Source organism: Planctomycetota bacterium, assembly GCA_018242585.1.
In the GTDB taxonomy this organism is placed as follows: domain Bacteria; phylum Planctomycetota; class Planctomycetia; order Pirellulales; family PNKZ01; genus JAFEBQ01.
This window is the reverse complement of record JAFEBQ010000032.1, coordinates 21580-43164: the sequence shown is the minus strand read 5'-3', so window position 1 is coordinate 43164 and position 21585 is coordinate 21580. Positions and strand designations below refer to the sequence as shown.

At 63.3% G+C, this 21585-nt stretch carries 18 protein-coding genes and 1 tRNA gene; 10 read left to right on the top strand and 9 right to left on the bottom strand.

The genetic code is table 11. The features are described from left to right. Positions 1-20: 20 nt before the first annotated feature. The 3 genes from JSS27_15995 to JSS27_15985 all read right to left on the bottom strand — a co-directional run bounded on the left by JSS27_15995 (position 21) and on the right by JSS27_15985 (position 2808). The gene (locus JSS27_15995; GenBank protein MBS0210445.1) at positions 21-905 is read right to left on the bottom strand and encodes a sulfurtransferase; all 885 of its coding nucleotides are present in this window, start codon (positions 903-905) and stop codon (positions 21-23) included. 174 nt (positions 906-1079) lie between these two features. Further along, a complete protein-coding gene (locus JSS27_15990) occupies positions 1080-1886 on the bottom strand; it encodes a 3-ketoacyl-ACP reductase (protein MBS0210444.1) in 807 nt (268 codons plus the stop codon). Between the two features lie 13 nt (positions 1887-1899). Then, positions 1900-2808, bottom strand: a complete 909-nt coding sequence (locus JSS27_15985; GenBank protein ID MBS0210443.1) for an SMP-30/gluconolactonase/LRE family protein — start codon at positions 2806-2808, stop codon at positions 1900-1902. Between the two features lie 156 nt (positions 2809-2964). On the opposite strand from JSS27_15985, the gene JSS27_15980 reads away from it, so the two are divergent. The 3 genes from JSS27_15980 (at position 2965) to JSS27_15970 (ending at position 6518) form a co-directional block, all read left to right on the top strand. Beyond that, positions 2965-3537, top strand: coding sequence for a hypothetical protein (locus JSS27_15980; GenBank protein ID MBS0210442.1), 573 nt, complete (start codon positions 2965-2967; stop codon positions 3535-3537). A gap of 321 nt (positions 3538-3858) precedes the next feature. After that, the gene (locus tag JSS27_15975; protein MBS0210441.1) at positions 3859-6015 is read left to right on the top strand and encodes a DUF11 domain-containing protein; all 2157 of its coding nucleotides are present in this window, start codon (positions 3859-3861) and stop codon (positions 6013-6015) included. Between the two features lie 257 nt (positions 6016-6272). Beyond that, complete coding sequence (locus tag JSS27_15970) at positions 6273-6518, top strand: hypothetical protein (GenBank protein ID MBS0210440.1); 246 nt, start codon at positions 6273-6275, stop codon at positions 6516-6518. A 144-nt stretch (positions 6519-6662) separates the two neighbouring features. Here JSS27_15970 and ftsH read toward each other — a convergent pair whose 3' ends face one another. Next, positions 6663-8747, bottom strand: coding sequence for an ATP-dependent zinc metalloprotease FtsH (gene ftsH / locus JSS27_15965; protein ID MBS0210439.1), 2085 nt, complete (start codon positions 8745-8747; stop codon positions 6663-6665). 489 nt (positions 8748-9236) lie between these two features. Here ftsH and JSS27_15960 point away from each other — a divergent pair, with 489 nt between their 5' ends. Genes JSS27_15960 through JSS27_15950 form a run of 3 tightly spaced genes read left to right on the top strand, consistent with a single transcriptional unit; the run spans position 9237 to position 13241 of the window. Then, positions 9237-10400, top strand: coding sequence for a 1-deoxy-D-xylulose-5-phosphate reductoisomerase (locus JSS27_15960; protein MBS0210438.1), 1164 nt, complete (start codon positions 9237-9239; stop codon positions 10398-10400). Continuing rightward, positions 10391-12469, top strand: a complete 2079-nt coding sequence (locus JSS27_15955; GenBank protein ID MBS0210437.1) for a site-2 protease family protein — start codon at positions 10391-10393, stop codon at positions 12467-12469. Before JSS27_15960 ends, JSS27_15955 begins: the two co-directional genes overlap by 10 nt. A 7-nt stretch (positions 12470-12476) precedes the next feature. Continuing rightward, positions 12477-13241, top strand: a complete 765-nt coding sequence (locus JSS27_15950; protein ID MBS0210436.1) for an HAD-IA family hydrolase — start codon at positions 12477-12479, stop codon at positions 13239-13241. Positions 13242-13489: 248 nt separating this feature from the next. On the opposite strand, the gene JSS27_15945 is transcribed toward JSS27_15950, so the two are convergent. Together JSS27_15945 and JSS27_15940 are read right to left on the bottom strand one after the other, a co-directional pair. Next, positions 13490-14593, bottom strand: a complete 1104-nt coding sequence (locus JSS27_15945) for a 3-dehydroquinate synthase (protein MBS0210435.1) — start codon at positions 14591-14593, stop codon at positions 13490-13492. Further along, a complete protein-coding gene (locus JSS27_15940; protein ID MBS0210434.1) occupies positions 14590-14814 on the bottom strand; it encodes a hypothetical protein in 225 nt (74 codons plus the stop codon). Before JSS27_15940 ends, JSS27_15945 begins: the two co-directional genes overlap by 4 nt. 108 nt (positions 14815-14922) lie before the next feature. On the opposite strand from JSS27_15940, the gene JSS27_15935 reads away from it, so the two are divergent. Further along, complete coding sequence (locus JSS27_15935; protein ID MBS0210433.1) at positions 14923-16149, top strand: CoA transferase; 1227 nt, start codon at positions 14923-14925, stop codon at positions 16147-16149. A gap of 31 nt (positions 16150-16180) precedes the next feature. Continuing rightward, a complete protein-coding gene (locus tag JSS27_15930; GenBank protein MBS0210432.1) occupies positions 16181-16774 on the top strand; it encodes a hypothetical protein in 594 nt (197 codons plus the stop codon). An 18-nt stretch (positions 16775-16792) separates the two neighbouring features. Here JSS27_15930 and nagB read toward each other — a convergent pair whose 3' ends face one another. Next, positions 16793-17593, bottom strand: a complete 801-nt coding sequence (gene nagB / locus JSS27_15925; GenBank protein ID MBS0210431.1) for a glucosamine-6-phosphate deaminase — start codon at positions 17591-17593, stop codon at positions 16793-16795. 196 nt (positions 17594-17789) lie between these two features. On the opposite strand from nagB, the gene JSS27_15920 reads away from it, so the two are divergent. Beyond that, positions 17790-18644, top strand: coding sequence for a ParA family protein (locus tag JSS27_15920; protein ID MBS0210430.1), 855 nt, complete (start codon positions 17790-17792; stop codon positions 18642-18644). A 187-nt stretch (positions 18645-18831) separates the two neighbouring features. On the opposite strand, the gene JSS27_15915 is transcribed toward JSS27_15920, so the two are convergent. Further along, positions 18832-19890, bottom strand: a complete 1059-nt coding sequence (locus JSS27_15915) for a M42 family metallopeptidase (protein MBS0210429.1) — start codon at positions 19888-19890, stop codon at positions 18832-18834. A gap of 315 nt (positions 19891-20205) precedes the next feature. On the opposite strand from JSS27_15915, the gene JSS27_15910 reads away from it, so the two are divergent. Then, a tRNA-Asn gene (locus JSS27_15910) sits at positions 20206-20278 on the top strand. Positions 20279-20553: 275 nt separating this feature from the next. On the opposite strand, the gene JSS27_15905 is transcribed toward JSS27_15910, so the two are convergent. Then, the gene (locus JSS27_15905) at positions 20554-21573 is read right to left on the bottom strand and encodes an MBL fold metallo-hydrolase (GenBank protein MBS0210428.1); all 1020 of its coding nucleotides are present in this window, start codon (positions 21571-21573) and stop codon (positions 20554-20556) included. Positions 21574-21585: the final 12 nt, after the last annotated feature.

The window sequence follows — 21585 nt, the reverse complement described above, 5'->3', positions numbered from 1 at the left end:
GCGTTTGATTCGCTGGGCGATTACGAGACCTTCACTGGTTGGCCGGGTTCGGGCCCCTTAGCCACCGGCACGCCGACCAGATTGCCCCACTCGGTCCATGAACCGTCGTAGTTCTTGACGCGCGGAAACCCGAGCAGGTACTTCAGCACAAACCAGGTCAGGCTCGACCGCTCGCCAATCCGGCAGTAAGCGATGGTCAGGTCGGCCTTGGGGTCGAGCTTGGTCTCATTCAGGTAAAGCTGATCAAGCGCCTCGCGACTTTTGAACGTGCCGTCATCGTTGACCGACTTGCTCCAAGGAACGCTCTTGGCCGTGGGGATGTGGCCGCCGCGCAAGGCCCCTTCCTGCGGATAGTCGGGCATGTGCAACATCTCGCCGGTATACTCGCCCGGCGAGCGGACATCGACCAACGGCTTGCCGGCCGCCTGGTGATGCAACACTTCTTCGCGAAACGCGCGGATCGCCTTGTCTTGCGGCGTGGCCTTGTACGCGCCGCGCGGGTACTGCGTTTCGGCGCCGCGCACCCAGGGGCGGCCGTCGAGTTCCCAGCGCTTGCGACCGCCGTTCATCAACAGACACTTCTCGTGGCCGTAGAGCTTAAAGACCCAAAAGGCGTAGCAGGCCCACCAGTTGTTCTTGTCGCCGTAGAAGACCACGGTGGTGTCGTTGCTGATGCCCTTGGAGGCGCAGAGGTTCTCGAACGCCTCGCGGCCGATGTAATCGCGGACCAGTTGATCTTGCAGATCGTTGTGCCAGTCGATCTTGACGGCCCCTTCGATGTGCCCGCCGCCGAATAGCAGCACGTCTTCGTCCGATTCGACGATTCGCACCTGGGGATCTTTGAGGTGGTCGGCCACCCATTGGGTCGAGACGAGCAACTCGGGATGAACATACTGTGCGGTCATCGGGACGGTCCCTGTGGGTTCGATGCTGGCCAAGATTGGCTCGGGCGGCGTTGCGCCGGGAATAACTTCCGGGTAGCAAAACGCCGTCGAGTCGGGCGGGGCAGAACATGCCGCGCGAGTGAGTTTCTGCCCGAATTATAGGCCCGTGCCCCGCGCGACCGCTAGGGGGCCGATTTACAGGCGGCGGAGGTGAAAACCCCCGTCCACGTCGATGCGTTGCCCGGTCGAAAACGGAAAATAATCGCTGACCACGGCCGAGACGGCGCGGGCCACGTCCTCGGGCTGGCCCCAACGGCGAATGGGCGTAAGACCTTCGCTGATCAAGCGATCGTATTTCTCCTCGACCGGGCCCGTCATATCGGTGGCGATGACGCCGGGACAAATTTCAAACACGCCGATATTGAACTCGGCCAATCGATCGGCGAACAACCAGGTGAGCATCCCCTGCGCCGCTTTGGTCAAGCAATAGTCGGCGCGATTCGTGCTGACGGCATAGGCCGAGATCGAAGACACGTTGATGATCTTGCCGCTGGTGGCGCGGCCCGCGCGAATCTGGTCGATCATGGCCCGCGCGGCCAGTTGCGACAAAAAGAACGGTCCCTTCAGGTTGATGGCGAATACTTCGTCCCACGAAGCTTCGGTCGCGTCGAGCAAATCGCGGCGTCCCGGCGAGGTGATGCCGGCGTTATTCACCAGCACGTCAAGCCGGCCGAAGTGTTTGACCATCTCGGCCACCAACCGCTCGCGGGCGGCGGCCTCGGCCACGTTGCCGGCCAGCGCCACGGCGCGACCGCCGGCTTGGGTGATCTGGGTGACAACTTCTTCGGCGGTGGCGGCTTGTCGCGCGTAGTTTACTCCAACGCCAAAGCCCAACCGCGCCAGTTCCAGGGCAATGGCTCGGCCAATGCCGCGCGACGCGCCAGTGATCAAGGCAGCGCGAGGTTCGTTGTTAGTAGGCTCGCTTTTCGGCGCATCGGCCATGACGTGTGGTTCCTTACTGCAAGCCGACGCGCGAGAGAAACTCGGGGCAGCCGCGCACACCGACGCGCGTCCGATAGAGCGCCCCGGCGGTCAGGCCGTTTTCTTCGCGTTTGTCGCCACCCGCCGTCGTGACGTACAGTTCGGCCAGGCTGTCACCGGCGAAGGCTGGGCAGCTTGTCTTGCGCGTCGGGAACGTGATCTTTTGCACTTCCTGGCCGTCGGGTGAATAGCGGACCACGGCCGCGCCGTCCCAGCGCGCCGACCAAATGTATCCTTCGGCGTCGACGGTCAGCCCATCGGGACGTCCTTCGCCCGGCACGTTGGGCACCTGGACGAACAATTGCCGGTCGCTGATCGCTCCGCTCGACCGTTCGTAGCGATACTTCCAGATCGTGCGCACGGTGACATCGGAATCGGTGTGGTACAGCGACTGCGTGTCGAGCGTGAAGCCCATGCCGTTGCTGGTGCCGACACCTTCGACCAGACAAGTGAGCGTGCCATCGGTGTCCAGGCGATAGAGCCGGCCGTGGCGCAGAATCTTACCGGCGGAGTCCTTGACCGACATGGTGCCGCAGAAAACTCGTCCTGCGGGATCGGCGATCACGTCGTTGAATCGGCTGTCGAGTTCGGTGGCGACTTCCGCGACGATCGTGCGCTCGATCTCGCCGTCGCGCCAGACGGCCACCGTGCCCCGGTCCATGAACAACAGCAGCGAGCCGTCGGCCTGGATCGTGAAGCCGCCGACCTGGCGTCCCTGGTACACTTGTTCGTGCTCGCCAGTGACGGGGTCATAGCGGAACAGCCGGCCCGCGGGGATGTCGGTCCAGTACAATCGCCGCTCGGCGGCATGCCAAAGGGGGTTCTCGCCGGTTCGGCATTGATAGTCGGCGACAATTTCAAGCGGGGGGGACGCGCTTGCCATGCCAGCTTCGCCTTGAGGGGTGATGTGAGTTGGTCAAAATCGAACCAGGTTAATTCGCCGAGCGATTACTTTATCGTTTGGCCTTGGGGGATGTAAAATGCCCAGATCAAAGCCGGCCCTGGGCGGAGGGTCGGCTGATGGAAAGGCCGACGAACGATGAGCCTGGCAAGTTCCCCTAGTTCGACCGAGGTGAGCGATCGCACGCCACGCCCGCGGCGCTGGCCATCGCTCGCGTCGTTGCGCAACTGGCTGACCCTGCTGGAAGTTCTGAGCGTTGGCTGGCTGGTGCTGCACCTGCTGGGGGCGGTCTGGGCCACGTTGTTGCTGTGGAGCGCCCTGCTGGTGGCAGCTCATGTCGCCGGCAACGCCTTTGGCACCCGACTGAAAGATCGACACGAGCGGTCGAGCGACGACGGCCCCCAGCCCTCGGCGACGGCGGGCATTCGATTCGCCCCGGTTACACGGCTGGGCTCGCGCCGGCCTTTGGGTTGGTCCGTCCTGCTGGGCGTTGGCCTGGGGGCGACGCTGGGAGCGACAGCGGGGTTGCTGGCCCTGTGGCTGTTGTACGAAGACGCGCTCGGCTACGGCGGGCTGGTCGTCGGCGGGGCGAGCGCGACGGCACTCGGGGGCTTGCTGGGCTTTCTGTCCAGCACCTTCCTCAACACGACGCTCCGCGCGCTCGGCGAAGCATCGGCCATGTCGCGAGTGCCGCACTCGTTGGGCGAGTAGTCCTGCTTTGATTGGACTCCCTCACGGCGCGGGTGCCATGCTCAAGGCCTTAAGCCTTGAGCATGCCTGTGCGGGCTTCGCATGCTCAAGCCTTGGGGGGGCCTTGAGCATGGCACCCAATACCAGCGTTCGCTTGGCAGTCGTGTTTTCGACGGCCCTAACTCGCTAGCTGCTGTCGCCGCTTGCGCCGCAAATTAGCGCAAGTTTTACTGACGCGAACAATCGTACTAATCTCGCCAATCGTCACGGTCGATAACTTCCCAATGATACGGGGAAGGTCCGTAGGGGCATCCATACCGAATTCGTCCAAGGACGTCGATCATGAACCGCCGTGCTTTGCTTGCCGCGACCCTCGTTGCTCTGACGGCTGGAGGCGCTTGGGCGCAACAGGTAACCGAAATCGAGCCACGCCAACCGTTCGGCGATCGACTGCAAAAGTTTGGCCGGTCGCTGTTCAGCGTCTCGCCCAGCGGGCCGCCGCAAAATGAACAATCGGCCAATGGCCGCAACAGCGGCACCACGTCGCGCGGCGCTTACTCGGCCGCGTCGAAGAAAACGACCGGCACTGGTCCCAAGGTAAATCCGCCAGGGACCGTGCCCCCTTCACAACGTCGTGTGGGGACGCCACACGTCGCGACTCCGCTCGAGGACACGGCCGAGCCGGGCGCCGCGCCAGACCAGGAGTCGCCAGACGCCGAGACGCCGCTCAACTCAACGCCACGCATTGCTGGCAATTCATCGCGCCGCTCGGCCGGCACGACATTTGAAGCTCCCAAGCCCAAGGCACCCACGCAAGTCGAAAAGAAGCAAGCCTGGATCGGTGACAGCGCCGACACCGAAACATCGCCCGCGGCCAAGCCAGTTCCTACAGTGCTCGAATCGACCGCCAGCACGCCCAGCAGCCGCCGTACCCCGGCCGCCACCACCACGACTTCCACGCCGCCCCAGCGATTGGCCCGCAGCCAGCAGTTAGCCCCCCTGACGACGAACGATCACCTGGCCGCGCCGCCGCGCAAGACACCCAGCGTTGATCACGCCAGCGCCTCGCGCCCGATCGAACAGCCCAAGACCAACGATCGGCTGGTCATGTCGCGCAAGAGCCCAAACCTGAGCGTCGATACGGTCGGCCCGCGCAAGATCGCGGTCGGCAAGGAGGCGACTTACACGGTCAGCCTGAAGAACAGCGGCGAATCGGTCGCCAATGACGTCACGGTGTTCGTCTCGATCCCGGCCTGGGCCGAAATCGTCGATGCCCGAGCGCCGCTCGGAACCGCCGGCGTCGCCGCCGATCAGCCCGAAGCCGGCTTGCAATGGAAGCTGAATACGTTGGCCCCGCAGTCACAGCAGGATCTGACGCTGAAGATCGTGCCGCGCCGCAGCCAGCCGTTCGATCTGGTGGTCCGCTGGACCTGTGCGCCGCCCGCCTCGCAAGCCACGGTGGAAGTCGAGGAACCGAAGTTGCAGATGGCGATCTCGGGGCCGTCGGAAGTCCACTACGGCGAACAACAACTGTACAAACTGACGGTCAGCAATCCTGGCACCGGCGACGCCGACGACGTGATGATCCACCTGTTGCCGATTCATGCCCAGGACGGCGCGACTGCCACGCATCGAGTCGGCACGTTGAAGGCCGGCACGAACACGGCGATCGAAATCGAATTGACCGCCCGCCAGGCCGGCCAGTTGAACATTCGGGCCGAGGTCACTGGCGACGGCGGCCTGAAGGCCGACGCGGCGGTGGCGGTGCTGGTCCGCCGCGCGCAATTGGCCGCGACGGTCGCCGCTCCCAAGGTTCACTACGCCGGCACGCCGGTGGCGGCTGAAATCCATGTCACCAATCCAGGCGACGCCCCGGCCAAGGGGGTCAAGGTAACCGCGCTGCTCCCCAGCGGCGCCGAGTTGGTTTCGGCCGGCCAGGGTGGCCGCACCGACAGCCGCTCGGGCGAAGTTGCGTGGACGGTCGATTATCTGCAACCGGGCAGCGAGCAAGTCCTGCAATGCAAGTACCTGCTCAAGCACACCGGTTCAAATCGGATCGAAGCGCAAGTCGTGGGCGACGGAGACCTGCGCACGGTGGCCAGCGCCAGCACGCAAGTCTTGGCGATGGCCGACTTGGCGATGGATGTCTCGGACACGCCGGGCCCCATTCCGGTGGGCGACACGGTGACCTACACGGTGCGCGTCCGCAATCGCGGCACCAAGAGCGCCGAAGAGGTCGAAGTCGTGGCGTACTTCAGCGACGGGCTCGAAGCCACGCAGGTCGAAGGGGGCCTGCACCAGATTGAGGCCGGCAACGTGACGTTCCGCCCGATCGCCACCCTGGCGGCCAACGGCGAGACGATCTACAAGATCACCGCCAAGTCGGCCAAGGAAGGGAACCACCAGATGCGCGTCGAGCTGTCGTGCAAGTCGACCGGCGCTCGATTGACGCATCAACTCAGCACGCTGTTCTATGCCGCCGACTCGGCCGGCCAGTAATGGCGAGCGAGTCACCGAGAAAGAGAATGACGCCTTATTAGCCCCCGGTCATTGACCGGGGGCTTTTTGTTGCGCCATAGTGTGAATGAGAGCAATTCTCGACTCTCGGAAGCGCCAGGGGGTGCCATGCTCAAGCCCTTAAGGCTTGAGCATGCCGTGTCAGCGCTTCGCATGATCAAACAAGAAGTTTGAGCATGGCACCCGGTTCAGATCCCGCGGCATCCGACATTCCGTGACTTCGGGAAGGGGTAATAATAATGGAATCTTGCATTACCTACGCGGATGTGATCACGAAGCAAGCGGTCCAAGATTGGGCGGGCGGCAAGGGTTTCGACGCCGAAGATCAAATTTGTCTTCACCTGAAAGAACGATTCAGCGTACGCTCAATTCAACTGATTGCGGCAATTGACCAAGGCGACTTTCTGCTTTTGCAGCTGACCACGGATTGTTGGGAGGAACCACGAGAGTTCGCCCTGCTTTCAGATGGGGCACTCAGTTGGTAAGCACAGCCTCTGCGTATCCGCACTTGCAGGTGTAGGTCAGGCCTTGGCCTGACACGATTGTGCGCACAACTTCGTCAGGCCAAGGCCTGACCTACAGGACTGCCGCGGCGAAAGTTGAAGCCGTGAATCTCGGCCGCCCGTGTCTCAACCACCTTCGGCAATGTCGGCGTCGGTGATCGTTTCTTTGTTCGCCACCAGCCGCGGCTTCACGGTCGTCGTGCCGGGCACGACCCAGGGGCCGGGAGCATTGGCCTCGATGATCTGCTTCAACTCGTCCGCGTCGATCACCTCGCGCTCGATCAACCGCTGGGCCAAGGCTTCGAGCGCCGGGCGGCGCGTTTCGAGAATGTGTCGTACGCGGTCCAAGCCCGTGTTGATGATCGAGCCGACTTCCTGGTCGATTTCGCGCGCGGTCTGCTCGCTGTGGCTTCGTTCGCGCGGGCCGGCGTCAGCACCCGGCAGAAACGCGGAGCGGCCGCTCTCGCGATAAGCCACGCGACCCAGCCGGCTCATGCCATAGTCCATGACCATGCTGCGGGCAATCTCGGTGGCTCGCTCCAGATCGTTTTGCGCGCCGGTCGACACGTCGCTGAAGACCATCTCTTCGGCAATCGTGCCGGACAGCAGGACTTGGATGCGGCTTTCGAGTTCGGCCTGGGTCATCAGGTAGCGATCCCCTTCGGGGCGCTGCATCACGTAGCCCAGCGCGCCCAAGCCGCGCGGAATGATCGAAACCTTGTGTACCGGATCGGTGTTCGGCAGGCTGTACGCCACCAGGGCGTGTCCGCTTTCGTGGTAGGCGACGCGTTGCTTCTCTTCTTGCAGGATGATCCGCTGTTTCTTTTCGAGGCCGGCTGTGACGCGCTCGACTCCTTCGTTGAACTCTTCCATGCCGACGGCCGACTTGCTCTTGCGCGCGGCGAGCAAGGCCGCCTCGTTGACCAGGTTGGCCAGGTCGGCCCCCACAAAGCCCGAGGTAATGCGGGCGACTTCTTTCAGGTTGACCGCGGCGTCGATTTTGACGTTCTTGACGTGTACATCCAGAATCTGTTCACGGCCGCGGACGTCGGGGCGATCGACCAGCACGTGACGGTCAAAGCGGCCCGGGCGGAGCAGGGCGGGGTCGAGCGTTTCGGGCCGGTTGGTCGCGGCCAGCACGATCACGCCGCTGTTGCTGTTGAAGCCGTCCATTTCGACCAGCAAGGCGTTCAGGGTCTGTTCCCGTTCATCGTGCCCGCCGACGACGCTGGTGCCGCGGGTTTTGCCCAGGGCGTCAAGTTCGTCGATGAAGATGATGCAGGGGGCCTTGCCTTCGGCCTGTTGGAACATGTCGCGAACACGCGCGGCACCGACGCCAACGAACATTTCGACAAAGTCCGAGCCCGACAGACTGAAGAACGGCACGCCCGCCTCGCCGGCGATCGCCTTGGCCAGCAAGGTCTTGCCGGTGCCCGGCGGCCCGACCAAGAGCACCCCCTTGGGAATGCGCCCGCCCAGGATCTGAAACTTTTCCGGGTTCTTGAGGAACTCGACGACTTCGCGCAGCTCTTCGACCGCCTCTTCGACGCCGGCCACATCGTCAAACGTGACGCCGATGTCTTCCTGGGCATAGAGTTTGCCGCGGCTGCGGCCAAAGGCCATGGGCGAGCCGGCCCCGCCAATGCGGCGCATCATCCACAACAGCACGCCGATCATGGCGCCGGTGATGATCAACATCGGCACATAGTTGCGCAGCGCGCCGGCCGCTTCTTCGCCGCTGAAATCGGTGAAGCCGTTGTCGCGCAGCAGTTGCTCGAACCGGCCGCCGTCGTTTTCAAAGCCCAGCCGCGGCGTGCGGAAGGCGATCTGTTCTTGCTGGTCAAAGACCTTGCCCGCCGGATTTTTTCCCTGGACGTCGCCGCGACTTTGAATGCGGCGGTCGATCTTGCCGGAGATTTCGGCGGTGCCGACCTTCAACTCGGCCAGCCGCGAATAGATCACCTTGACCGGTTCATTTTCGAGCTTGTCATTGACCTCGATGGCCGCGTTCTGGTTGCGGCTGGGCGCTCCTTGGGCGATCAACTCGCCGAGTTTGCCATAGGGAACCTCGATTTCCTGGCGTGGGTTCCAGACATACAAGACAAACAGCACCATGCCGCCGGCCAGCAGCAACAGCCAGAGCAAATTGTTCCCGACCGGAGGAGTCTTCTTTTCGGAACCGCGCGAAGGATCGGGGCGAGGTGAATCCATAGAGTTTCTTTGCAACCGTCAATGCCTGGAAAAGGAACAATGAAATTGGCCGTTTGTCGAACAGCCCGCTGCGCGCCGTCCTCACCGAAGTTGCTAGCACCGCCGTGGGGCGCGACGCAACTGCCGAGCACCAGCGCGACCCAGCGAATCATCCCATTATCCAACGAATTCCTGCGTTGACCACCCCGAGTACCACGCTTAGAAGTGCTTGGCGACGGCAATCGCATGGGAATATTTAGGTTGTAACGCTCGGCGGGGGTCAACATTCACCAACTTGACAGTTTGCGGCATCGCGCCGGTGGCCCGCATAACCGGTATGATTGGGTTGTTTGCCTTGCGCGGGGCAAGCTAGAATGCCGCGCTCGCCCTGGTCCCCAGGGGACTGGCCATGCTCGGCTAACGTGCCGAATGGCTTGTGGCGATTGGTTTTGGCGTGCCGCCCAGCAGGTGGCGCGCTGACGCGAGTTTGATCTTTTCCCACGGTTCTTCATGCCCAGCGAAGCAAGGCAAGTCGCGGTACTCGGCTCGACCGGGAGCATTGGTCGCAATGCGCTCGAGGTGATCGCCGCTTCGCACGGGACGCTCCGTGCCGCCGGCCTGGCTGCTTGCAGCAGCACTCAATTGCTGGCCGAGCAGGCGCGACAGCACATGCCCGCTTGGGTCGCCGTGGCCGATCCATCGGCCGCCGCGCGGCAAGACTGGTCCGATCTGCCCCTGGGCGTCAAGGTTCACACCGGGGCCGAGACGTTCGAGCAGTTGGTGCGCCAGCCCGAGGTCGATGTTGTCTTATCGGCCATCGTCGGCAGCGCCGGCTTGCGCAGCACGTGGGCCGCGCTCGACGCCGGCAAGACCGTGGCCCTGGCCAATAAAGAGACGCTGGTGGTGGCTGGCCCGCTGATGATGGACCTGGCCCGGCGGCGCAACGCCCGCCTTTTGCCCGTCGACAGCGAACATAGTGCCGTGTTCCAGTCCCTGCAGGCCGGTCGATCACAGGAGGTCGAGCGGATCGTCCTGACGGCCAGCGGCGGCCCCTTCCGGACCTACAGCCGGGAACAACTCGAACACGTGACGGTCGAACAGGCGCTGGCCCATCCCAATTGGCGGATGGGACCCAAGATTACGGTCGACTCGGCCACGATGATGAACAAGGCGCTCGAGATCATCGAAGCCCGCTGGCTGTTCGACATCGACGTCGATCGGATTTCGGTGATGGTTCACCCCCAATCGGTGATCCACGCCCTGGTCGAGTTCGTCGATGGTTCGGTGATTGCCCAACTGAGCCCGCCGGACATGAAATTGCCCATTCAGTATGCGCTGAATTGGCCGAATCGGACGGTTGGACCGGCGGCCCGGGTCGATTGGACCCGCGGACAGCGCCTGGAATTGGAACCACCGGATGTGGAGCGTTTTCCGGCCCTTTTGTTAGGGCACGAAGTGGCCCGTGCCGGCGGTACAGCCGGTGCAGTTGTCAATGCCGCTAACGAAGCCGCGGTAGCGGCTTTTTTGGCGGGCGAGCTAAGATTTACCGAGATCGTTCCGGCCTGTCGGAGCGTGCTGGAACATCATCACTTTGAATCGTCGCCGTCGCTCGAGCGGTTGCTTGAACTCGACGCTTGGGCGCGCCAGGAGATATCACGTTGGGTATGTACTTGATCGCATCGCTGTCGGACAAGGTTTTGTGGTTCTTCACCCCGGCCAATTGGCCCCTGATGGCCTCGGTCGTCGCCGGCTTGGGGTTCGTCATTTTCGTCCATGAGCTGGGGCACTTCCTGGTCGCCAAGTGGTGCGGCGTGAAGTGCGAGAAGTTCTACCTGGGCTTCGATCCCTACGGGCTGCGCTTCGCGCGTTTCCGCTGGGGCGAAACCGAGTACGGCATCGGCGTGATCCCATTCGGCGGTTACGTGAAGATGCTGGGGCAGGACGACAATCCCCAGAACATGGCCGACGAAATGGATCGCTCGCGGCAAGGGGACGAGCATCATGTGCCGCACGGCGACTTGCCGGCCGAGCCCACATCCGAATCGCCCGTGGCGCACGACCCGCGCAGCTACTTGGCCAAGACGGTGCCGCAGCGGATGGCGATCATCTCGGCCGGCGTGATCATGAACCTGATCTTCGCGTACGTGATGGCAACGATCGCCTACGGGCTGGGCGTGGAAGAAATCGCCAACGTCGTCGGCGGAACCGTGCCGGGCACTACGTCGTGGCAAGTTGGTTTGCCGCTGGGGGCCAAGTTCCTCGAAATCGGCGGCAAGCGAAGCCAGGTCTTCCGCGACTTGAAAGAAAGCGTCTCGCTGAGCCGCGTCGAAGACGATCTGAAAACGGTCGTGCTGTTCCCCGGCGAGAAGGAGCCGCGGCCCGTCATTCTGCACCCGCGTAGCGAAGCCGATTCGCCGCCGACGATTGGCGTGGCGATGGCTTATCGGTTGGAGTTCGGCAACGAAGTGGTGGCGCGCCCCCACTCGGCGGCCAGCCAGGCGTCGCCAGCGCTCAAGCCGAAGGATCGCGTCGAAGCCGTCAACGGCCAGCGCGTGCATAACCAGGCCGAGTTCGCGGCGATTTGTCTGCGCGACGCCGACAAGCCGTTGGAGCTGTCAGTCAAGCGAACCGACGGAGATAAAGTGGCGGACGTCAAGTGTACGGTGCCGCCGCAAACGATGCGTGATTTCGGGCTCACCGTCACGGCTGGCCCCATCGTCGCCATTCAAAACAATTCGCCGGCTGCCGCCGCCAAGCTGGAAGTGGGCGAGCGGATCGTCAACATCGACGGGCAGCCCGCGGGCGATCCGCTGACGCTGGCCGAGCGCCTGCGACAACTGGGCACGAAGGAAGTGAAGTTGGAGCTTTCGCGCGAGAAAGATGGCCAGACCACGACACGCACGGTGCCGGTCACGTTGCGCGCCGCCGAATGGATCGACGTGATCAGCCCGGCTGCGCCGATTTCAGTGCCGGCGCTGGGAGTCGCCTTTCGCGTCCTGTCCACGGTCCAAGCGGTTGAGCCGGGCAGCCCGGCGGATAAAGCAGAGATCAAGGTGGGCGATCGGCTGGTGTCGGCCTTTGTCGGGCCGCGCACCGAGAAGACCAAGGACGACTATCAGGACTGGGAAGATCAGCTCTACAAGTTCGACGACCAGAAGTTCAACTGGGCTTACTTCCACGATGAACTTTTGCAATCGATCAACCCAACGTGTCCGATCGAGATGACGGTCGAATCGAACAAGACCGAGCGCAAAGTGGCGCTCGTTCCGCGGCTGAACGATCATCGTTTTTCGGACGATCGTGGGTTTCTGTTCCTGCGAGTTTCCGTGCTGCAAAAGGGCGAGACGTTCGGTGAAGCGGTCCAATTGGGTGCCGCTCGGGCCACGGACTCGGTCTTCTTGATCTATCGCGTCTTGCAGCGCCTGTTCCAAGGTCGTCTGCCGGCCAACCAGTTCGGCGGACCGATCGAAATCTTCAAGCAGGCCGGCTACGCGGCCCAGGCAGGCCTGGCCAGCTTCTTGCTGTTCTGCACCATGCTTAGCGCCAACCTGGCGGTGGTCAACTTTCTGCCCATTCCGGTCCTCGACGGCGGGCACATGGTCTTCCTGACCTTGGAAGGGATCCGCCGCAAGCCGGTCAGCGAGCGCGTGATGATCGGCTTCCAGTACGCCGGGCTGCTGTTCATCCTGACGCTGATGGTCTTTGTCACCTACCTGGACATCGGCCGGCTTTCCGGAAAGTAGCGCCACGATGACGCCGGCCGCGACGCCCATTGCCGCGGTGTTGTTCGACGCCGTCGGCACCCTGCTGCACGCGCGACCCACCGTGGCCGAAGCGTACCACGTGGCCGGTGCGCGGCACGGCTCGCGGTACGGGCTGGCTGACTTGAAGTACCGCTTCCGCGCCGCCCTGGCGGCCGAGGAAGCGCGCGACGCCGAGCGCAATCAGCGAACCGACGAAGCGCTGGAACGCCAGCGCTGGCAGCGGATCGTCGCCGCGGTCTTCGACGACGTGCCTGACACTTCGCCCGTCTTCGAGCAACTGTGGGACCACTTCGCCCTTGCTGACTCTTGGCAGTTGGACGCCGCGGCGGAAACGATCCTGACGCACGTGGGCGCTTTAAGATTGCCGGTGGGTATGGCGTCGAACTTCGACGCCCGGCTGCGCGGCATCTGTGAGCGATTGCCGGCGCTGCGGTCGGTCGACCGGCTGTTCATCTCGTCGGAAATCGGCTGGCGCAAGCCGGGTGCCGACTTCTTTGCCGCCGTGGCCAGTCGGCTGGAGTTGCCGCCCGAGCAGTTGCTACTAGTCGGTGACGATCTGACGAACGACTATCTGGCCGCCCGGGCCGCCGGTTGGCAGGCGATCTGGCTGTCCCCCCAGCCGCACGATCACGTGCCAGAACTCGACCGCGCGACGTCACTGGCCCACGCGGCTCCCATCATTACCCAGCGTGCACCAACCCTTCTCCCCCGGGGAGAAGGTGGCCGAAGGCCGGATGAGGGTCAAGTCTGAAGCAGGAGTCGCGCAAGACTGGCATGCGACTCAAGTGCCACGCGCGACAAACACCCCTCCCTTCCAGGGAGGGGCAGGGGGGAGGGTAAGGACGTCGCAGGCCGAGCAAAGCTCGCGCGCAGTGTGCCGAGTTCATGGCGCACTATCGAACGGCTCGCGGCGGGAACCCTCATCCGTCGGCTAGCGCCGCCACCTTCTCCCGGAGGGAGAAGGGTTCGCGCGATGTCGCACACGATTGTTACAGCACGTCAAGCCGAAGCGTCCTTCAACACTGCGCGGACGTGGGCCACGTCGACATCGCCGACGAGTTCCACGTGGCCGAGCTTCGACGGCAAGACGAACCGCAGCTTGCCGTGCTCGACTTTCTTGTCGTGTCGCATCGCCTGGATCAGCCGGTCGTGGTCGAGCGCCGGCAATTGCACCGGCAGGCCCAAATGTCGGAGCAACTCAAACTGTCGCCGGGTGGTTTCGCTGTCGATCCGTCCCAGCCGCTCGGCTAGAAGGCTGGCGCAGATCATGCCGATCGACACTGCTTCGCCGTGCTGGAACTGGCCATAGCCGGCAATCGCTTCGATGGCGTGGGCGAATGTGTGGCCATAGTTGAGCACCGCCCGCAGGCCCGTCTCTTCGCGTTCGTCTTGCGTGACGACTTGCGCCTTGAGCTCGCAACTGCGGGCGATCACCCGTTCGAGCGTGTCGGCATGCCGATTCACGAGCCCGGCCTTGTTGGCTTCGAGTTCGGCGAAGAAGTCAGCGTCCAGAATCACGCCGTACTTCACCACTTCGGCCAGGCCGCAGCGATACTCGCGATCGCCCAGCGTCGCCAGCACGTCGGTGTCGATCAGCACGCCCAGCGGTTGCCAGAACGCGCCGACCATGTTCTTGGCCCGCGGCAGGTTCACGCCGACCTTGCCGCCGACCGAGCTGTCGACCTGGGCCAAGAGCGTGGTCGGAATCTGCACAAAGCCGATCCCTCGTGCGTACGACGCGGCCACAAAGCCGGCCAGATCGCCGACCACTCCGCCACCGATGGCCATGACGATGCTTTTGCGGTCGGCCTCGACCTCGAGCATCTTTTGCCAGATCTGGTTGGCGACGTCGACCGACTTGGTCTCTTCCCCCGGTTCGACCACGACCAAGTCGACGGCAATGTCGGCACCGTCCAGATATTCGGCCACCTGGTTGCCGTGGGTCGTCTCGACGTTTTCATCGGTGACGATGACGACGTGCGAGGTTTTGCGCCGCGCTTGCAGAAAATCGGCCACGCCGGCCAGCGTGCCAGCGCCGATTTCGATGGTGTAACTGCGCGGGCCGAGCGACACCGCGACGGTGCGTGACGCCGGCTTACTCACGAGGCGAGCCGTTCCATGTCGGCCGGCGACACCGTGATCTCGCGACAGAAGCCGGTGTGCAGGCGGACATAATCGAGATTCGCCGCCGCCTGGGGCTCGGCGTGCAAGGCGTGGTCAACCTGCGCGCGGCGCGCGGGCTCGACCGTGGCCAATTCCGTCGGCCAGATGGTGTTGGTTTCGACAACGAGCGCTTCGCGGTAAGGATCGTAGGCGTTGGCCATCATGCTTTTCCCGAACTTTACGACTCTGCATCTGCGGTCGCTGACAATATACTGGCGCGCAGCCGCCGGCAACAGGTGCCGCGGCGCGTCGCCCGCCCCGAACGAACCATGACGTCGCAACCTTTGCCGCTAGCTGGGATTCGAGTGCTCGACCTGTCGCGCATTCTGGCCGGCCCGGTCTGTACGCAAGTGCTGGCCGATCTGGGGGCCGACGTGGTCAAGATCGAGCGGCCGGGGCAGGGGGACGACACTCGGCATTGGGGCCCGCCGTTCGTTGCCGGCCTTGCCGACGGAAGCCGCGGCCCGAGCGCGTATTTTCTGTCGTGCAACCGGAACAAGCGTTCGCTGGCCTTGGACCTGGCGTCGGCCGCCGGGCGCGAAGTCCTCGACGGACTGGTCGGCCGGGCCGACGTGCTGGTCGAAAACTTCCTGGCCGACTCGCTTCCCACGCTCGGCCTGACGCCCGATCGCTTGCGGCAATTGAACCCGCGGCTGGTCTGCTGCTCGATTTCGGCTTATGGACGCCAAGGGCCGCTGGCCGGCGTGCCGGGCTATGACCTGATGATTCAGGCGGGCAGCGGCTTGATGGGGATCACTGGCGACGCGGCCGGCGCGCCGATGAAAGTCGGCGTGGCCATCACCGATGTTTTGACCGGCTTGTACACGGCGACCAGTGCGCTGGCTGGGCTGCTGGCTCGCGAGCGGGGACAACCAGCCCGGGCGTTTGACCTGGCCCTGGCCGATTGCACCTTGGCGTCGCTGGTGAACGTGGCCCAAAGCACGCTCCTCACCGGGCAGCGTCCGCAACGGTGGGGGAACGCCCATCCGCAAATCGTCCCGTACGAGGTTTTCCCCACGGCCGATGGCTACGTGGTGCTGGCCATCGGGGCCGATCGGCAATGGGTGCGGTTCTGCCAACGTGTCGGGCGCGATGAATGGACGACCGACGTGCGGTTCGCGACGAACCCCGCGCGCGTGGAACATCGCACCGTGCTGGTGCCGCTGGTCGATCATGTGATGCGCACACGCACGACGGCCGACTGGCAGCAAGCCCTCACCGAGGCCGAAGTGCCCCACACGGTTGTCGTGCCGCTGGATCAGGCGGTCCACGCGCCGCATGTCGTCGCGCGGCAGATGATCCACACGGTCACCGATCGCGCTGGGCGCAGCTACCAATTGCTCGGCAGCCCCATCCACTGGTCCGACGCGGAGCGCGCCCCACCAAGTGCGCCGCCGGAACTTGGCGAACACACCGACGAAGTCCTCATCGAATGGCTCGGCTACACACCAGCCCAAATCACCACGTTGCGTCAGCAGAACGTGATCGCTGGTTAAAACAAAACCCTGAATCGAAACGCAGGAACGCATGCCCAAGCTCAAGAAAAAACAGCCGTCGCCGGCGCGAACCATTCCGGGGCGGGCCGCGCTGCTGGTCATTCTGTTCATCGCCCTGGCAGGGGCGGCCATCGCGCAATACTACTTCTACACCCAACAGCGGCAGACGCGCGAGCTGTGGGGCGAGTCGGCCGTCTGGCTAATCGCGCGCGGCTCGCCCGTGATCGCCCTCGAATTACAGCCGCTCGGCGCGGTCGACGCGCCCGTCACGGCCAAGGGGGAAGAGCCGAGTTCGATCGTGACCATCTTCGTACCACCCCAAAAGCTGCGCGTCCTCAAAAATCGCGCGGTGACTCATGCCGTGGGAGTGGACTATCTGCGCGACGCGCTGCTGCACAAGTCGGGCTACGATTGGGAAGCCACGGCCCACAAGCGTCCGGAAGGGTCGCCGCCGCCGGCCTGGCGCTATGGTCTGACCTTCGAGCACGAGGAACACGAAACGACGTTTCTGTTTGAACCCGACACGGGGCGGATTGCCCTGCTGGGGACGCGGGCCGAAGCCGTGCTCGAAAAGAAGTTCAGTCGTGCGCTGGCCGACTTCCTGCGCACCGAGTTGAGTCGCTAAGCCGCGCCCCGTCCGCTCTTACGCGCGCGAGGACTTGCGGCGGCGTTCCAACTCGGCCTGGGCCGATTCGACCTGACAATAATACTCGCGTCGGCGCAGCATGCTGGCCGCTTCTTCGTCGATGACGGCAATCACCTCCCGGTGAAGTTGCAACGCCGAGGCGGTCACCTGGGCCGTCACCGGTCCTTCGACCGTGGCGGCAACGGCCTGGGCCTTGGCCTTGCCACAGGCCAGCAGCAAACAACGCCGCGATTCCAGGATGGTCCCCACCCCCATCGTGATCGCCAGCCGCGGCACCGCTTCTTCGCTGCCGAAGAATCGCGCGTTGTCGCGAACGGTTTCATGGGTCAGCGACTTGATCCGCGTCCGGCTGCCGAGCGACGAGCCGGGCTCGTTAAAGGCAATGTGTCCGTCGGTGCCGATGCCCAGCACCTGCAAGTCGATCCCTCCTTCGTCGCGGATCATCTGCTCGTACTGGCGGCACGCCTTTTCGACGTCATCGGCCAGCCCGTCGGGCACGTGCGTATTGCGCAGGTCGACGTTCAGGTGTCGGAACAAGTTCATGTCCATGAAGTGCCGGTAGCTCTGCGGATGGGTCGGTTCGAGCCCGACGTACTCGTCGAGGTTGAACGTGACCACGCGCGAGAAGTCGAGCGCCTCGTCCCGGTGCCGGCGCGCCAACTCGCGATACAGCCCCAGCGGCGTGCCCCCCGTGGCCAGCCCGAGCACGCACTTGGGAGTATTGCGGACCAGGTCAGCGACAAAATCGGCCGCGCGGCGGGCAACCTGGTCGGCATTGGCTTCGACAATCACGCGCATCGGACGGGTTCCACCTGCGAAAAACCAGCAACAAACGTCCCCAGCCCATACGATAATCGCCACGCCAGCAGAACGCTATCGCAGCCTGCGGGACCGGCGAAGCGGGGTTCCCTCGTTTTGCCCGACCGGGCTATACTGCCGCGGCCAAGGGCGGACCAAACAGCCCGATTGCACAGCTTTCGCCAACGGATTTGCGATGCGCTCGATTGCCATCATCAATCAAAAAGGGGGCGTGGGAAAGACGACCACGGCCGTCAATCTGAGCGCCGCGCTGGCCGAGTCGGGTCAGCGCGTCCAGTTGATCGACCTGGACCCCCAGGCCCACGCCACGCTCCACCTGGGTGTCGAACCCAGCGGCGAGACCGGCTCAATCTACGAAGTGCTGTTGTCGCACGCCAGTTTGGCCCAGGTGCGCCAGCAGGTCGACGAGCGACTGTGGCTGGTCGGTTCGCACATCGATCTGGCCGCCGCCGAAATGGAATTGGCCGGCGTCGTGGGGCGCGAACTAATCCTGCGCGATCAGTTCAGCAAAGATCGCCCCGCTGACCCCAGCAGCGCCGAAGCCTCGTTCGACTACACCCTGATCGATTGTCCGCCGTCGTTGGGAGTGCTGACGCTCAACGCCCTGGCCGCGGTCGACGAGGTGTTTATTCCGTTGCAGCCTCACTTCCTGGCGCTGCACGGCTTGAGCAAACTGCTTGAGACGATCGAACTGGTGCAGCGGCGATTGAACCCGCGGCTGCACGTCTCGGGCGTGGTGTTGTGCATGTTCGAGTCGGCGACCCGACTGGCCACGGAAGTGACGCAGGACGTCACTGACTTTTTCGAGCGGGCCCAGGCGTCGGGTGGCCCGTGGGCCGCCGCCAAGATTTTTCCCACGCGCATCCGCCGGAACATTCGACTGGCCGAGGCGCCCAGCTTTGGGCAGTCGATCTTTCAGTACGCGGCCGACTCGCACGGGGCCGACGACTATCGCCGGCTGGCGGCCGACGTGCTCGAGCCCAGCGCGGCCAGTAACGAAGCCGCGGCTGATCGCGCCTTATTGGCCTAGCGAAATCAATCGTAGACCAACCGGCCTTAGGCCCAATACTGTTCGACACGGTTTTTGTCGAGGCGCCACGAACACCGAAAAAAGGCTGGGCAAGACAAGGCAATTGTTGTTAGCCCTTCGAGGCACTTCGTCAGACCGCTCCGAACACTCGCTTTCACAACACCATTGCTAACCGCTAATCGCGTCTTCACGGCGTAAAATCATCATTCGCCGTGACCGAGCCGATGAACTCGGCCAGCAGGTCCGCCGCGCGGTCGATATCCGGCAGCGAAATCATTTCGACCGGGCTGTGCATGTAACGGTTCGGAATGCTGACCAGCGCCGTGGCCACGCCGCCGCGGGCGATTTGCATGGTGTTGGCGTCGGTGCCGGTCGCGCGGCCCGAGGCGGCCAACTGGTGTGGAATGTTCGCCGACTGGGCACAACTGACCAGACGATCGACCACCCGCGGGTTCATGTTCGGCCCACGGTAAATCACCGGGCCGCCGCCGAGTTTAACGTCTCCTTCTTGCTTCTTGTCGATCGAGGGACAGTCGGTGGCGTGGGTCACGTCGACCGCGATGCCGACCTGCGGATGCACCGAGAAGGTCGAGGTCGTGGCCCCGCGCAGCCCGATCTCTTCCTGTACCGTGCTCACGCAATACAGCGCACAGTCGAGTTTCCGCATGCTGGCCCGGCGAAACGCTTCGACCACCGTCCACATGCCGCACTTGTCGTCCATGGCCGTGGCGTAGGCAAAGCCGTTGCGCATGGGCTGGTAGCGGAGGTCCATCGTGACCGGGTCGCCGATCCGCGTGACCGCTTGCGCGTCTTCGCGGCTGGTCGCGCCGATGTCGAGCCACAGATCCTTGAGCTTGACGACCTGCTTCCGCTCTTCGTCGGTCAGCAGATGAATCGGCTTGCGCGCGATGATACCCGGCACCGGCCCGCCGGCGGTCCAGACCGTCATCCGTTGGCCGATCAACACTTGCGGATCCCAACCGCCGATCATCTGCACGTAGAGAAAACCTTCGGTGTCGATGTATTGAACCAGCATGCCAATCTGGTCGGCGTGGCCGGCCAGCATGACGCGCAGCGGCGCGTCGGGATTTTTGACCGCGATGACGTTCCCGTGCAGATCGGTGCGAATCTCGTCGGCCGTGCCGGCCAGGTAATCGCGAACGTGGGCTTGGACCGGGGCTTCAAAGCCGCTGGGGCTGGGGGTTTCGAGCACGCGTTGCAAAAACTCGGCGGCGGCGGTTTCCATGGCGGCGATCGTTCCTCGGCGGTGGTGTAAGGAGTGGTGCAGGGGACTGGCGGCGGTGGCGTAAGCGCCTCGAGCGTTCGTCGGCGCTTCATTTGCTAATGCGCGAACGGCTGCCAGCACGCCGCTCATTTGACAAGCTGCCGACCTGCGGCACTAGAGCAGTTGCGCCACGAGCCGTCGGCGATCGAGAACTCGCGGAAGCGCCCGTTTGGCGAAGCTTCGCAACCTCCCGCGCCGCTGTCGTTTAGCGATCGTGGGCCAGGGAAAATCACGGCTTGCCTGAATTGCGAAGTTGGATTAGATTTTACGGATTATTCCCCGATAGCTCAGTTGGTAGAGCGCGCGGCTGTTAACCGCTAGGTCCTAGGTTCGAGTCCTAGTCGGGGAGCTTTTCCGGTTTGCGAAATTGCCGCTGACCCGCTGGTTTACAGAAAACGCTGAGAGCGAGAGCCCTCGGCGTTTTGCGTTTTCCGCCCACGAGGCAACGACTTGCAACGTGGGGCCACGCGGCGAGAGTTCTCCACCGGCTCGCCACGAACTCCCCCGGCCATCGTTTTTGGCCACCCCCGCGCCTGGACTCTCGCGCTCTCCGTTTAACAGACCCCATCGGGTTAACAACCCGGTTGGGTTCGGAGTCTCGCTGTCACCGATTGAAAAGTTGCCTCAACTCAAGCGACATAGAGGACAAATTGGGGCAGATGAGGCAGCCAACTTGTCTACGGCCTGCTGATGTGCAGCAAGCTGTTGAATTTCCATCCCCGTGGGCGAGACCAATACATGTACTGTACCGGCGCACGCAACGTTGCGACTGTTGCCGGCACGTGTGACATCACGAACCGAGGATGACCGGCCCTGATGCAGAACCGGTCGCAATACTGCCGGACGCAATGTTTCGAGACTGTTATTGCATCGGCGCGTGATCTGAGTACACATTATTTTTGCGCCTCGCGCCGTCAGCGCTTTGATCACATCCTGCCTCGGGTGCCCATGCGTGTTACTCGTGCCGACGGAAATAACGGCAACTTCTGCCGCCAACGCTTCGCCGAACAACCACTCTAAGTCTTGTGGCGAACTATGCGCGCGCCCCGCGTGATGTGGAACGGCAAGTACGCGGCAAGCCATTCGCCTTCCACTTTGTGCGCGAATCTCTTGCCATTGGCTAACTTCGGAGTCGGCAGCAAAAATGATACGCTGATCGCGAACATCGAAGAAAAGCACCGCGCTTGTCGGATTCTGCTGGCCGGCATCCTGTGCTAACAAATTTTCAGCGGCCGTAGGGGAATATGTCCGTAAACGTGCGGAACGCGGCTCATCTGACCAGATCAGTTGGGGCTCGGTCGTTGCTTCGAGGCGAATCAAGTGCTGTTTTGTAAGCGTCCCCGCGCGCACCAATTCTGAGATTCGACGCCAGAATGAACTGGCTAGGAATTGGTCGTCCTGAACGAAACAGATTTTTTCGATCCGATCCTGATACTCGCCAAGGACCGAAACAGCGCCCCCAATGTGGTCGCTGTGACTATGCGAGATGATGAGGCGGTCAAGGTATTCTATGCCCAATCGCCGAAGAAATTGAAGCACCAGCCGATCATTGGGAACCCCGCAGTCGAGAACGATCGCGCGCCGGCCCCCCAGGAGAATAATTTGGCACGTTCCTTGGCCTACATCCAAGAAGAAGACTTCCATGCCGACTCCGCG

What these genes read in the sequence shown, in the direction of transcription:
- JSS27_15995 (MBS0210445.1), bottom strand. Translation starts at nt 905, where the DNA reads ATGACCGCACAGTATGTTCATCCCGAGTTGCTCGTCTCGACCCAATGG.
- JSS27_15990 (MBS0210444.1), bottom strand. Translation starts at nt 1,886, where the DNA reads ATGGCCGATGCGCCGAAAAGCGAGCCTACTAACAACGAACCTCGCGCT.
- JSS27_15985 (MBS0210443.1), bottom strand. Translation starts at nt 2,808, where the DNA reads ATGGCAAGCGCGTCCCCCCCGCTTGAAATTGTCGCCGACTATCAATGC.
- JSS27_15980 (MBS0210442.1), top strand. Translation starts at nt 2,965, where the DNA reads ATGAGCCTGGCAAGTTCCCCTAGTTCGACCGAGGTGAGCGATCGCACG.
- JSS27_15975 (MBS0210441.1), top strand. Translation starts at nt 3,859, where the DNA reads ATGAACCGCCGTGCTTTGCTTGCCGCGACCCTCGTTGCTCTGACGGCT.
- JSS27_15970 (MBS0210440.1), top strand. Translation starts at nt 6,273, where the DNA reads ATGGAATCTTGCATTACCTACGCGGATGTGATCACGAAGCAAGCGGTC.
- ftsH (MBS0210439.1), bottom strand. Translation starts at nt 8,747, where the DNA reads ATGGATTCACCTCGCCCCGATCCTTCGCGCGGTTCCGAAAAGAAGACT.
- JSS27_15960 (MBS0210438.1), top strand. Translation starts at nt 9,237, where the DNA reads ATGCCCAGCGAAGCAAGGCAAGTCGCGGTACTCGGCTCGACCGGGAGC.
- JSS27_15955 (MBS0210437.1), top strand. Translation starts at nt 10,391, where the DNA reads ATGTACTTGATCGCATCGCTGTCGGACAAGGTTTTGTGGTTCTTCACC.
- JSS27_15950 (MBS0210436.1), top strand. Translation starts at nt 12,477, where the DNA reads ATGACGCCGGCCGCGACGCCCATTGCCGCGGTGTTGTTCGACGCCGTC.
- JSS27_15940 (MBS0210434.1), bottom strand. Translation starts at nt 14,814, where the DNA reads ATGGCCAACGCCTACGATCCTTACCGCGAAGCGCTCGTTGTCGAAACC.
- JSS27_15935 (MBS0210433.1), top strand. Translation starts at nt 14,923, where the DNA reads ATGACGTCGCAACCTTTGCCGCTAGCTGGGATTCGAGTGCTCGACCTG.
- JSS27_15930 (MBS0210432.1), top strand. Translation starts at nt 16,181, where the DNA reads ATGCCCAAGCTCAAGAAAAAACAGCCGTCGCCGGCGCGAACCATTCCG.
- nagB (MBS0210431.1), bottom strand. Translation starts at nt 17,593, where the DNA reads ATGCGCGTGATTGTCGAAGCCAATGCCGACCAGGTTGCCCGCCGCGCG.
- JSS27_15920 (MBS0210430.1), top strand. Translation starts at nt 17,790, where the DNA reads ATGCGCTCGATTGCCATCATCAATCAAAAAGGGGGCGTGGGAAAGACG.
- JSS27_15915 (MBS0210429.1), bottom strand. Translation starts at nt 19,890, where the DNA reads ATGGAAACCGCCGCCGCCGAGTTTTTGCAACGCGTGCTCGAAACCCCC.
- JSS27_15905 (MBS0210428.1), bottom strand. Translation starts at nt 21,573, where the DNA reads ATGGAAGTCTTCTTCTTGGATGTAGGCCAAGGAACGTGCCAAATTATT.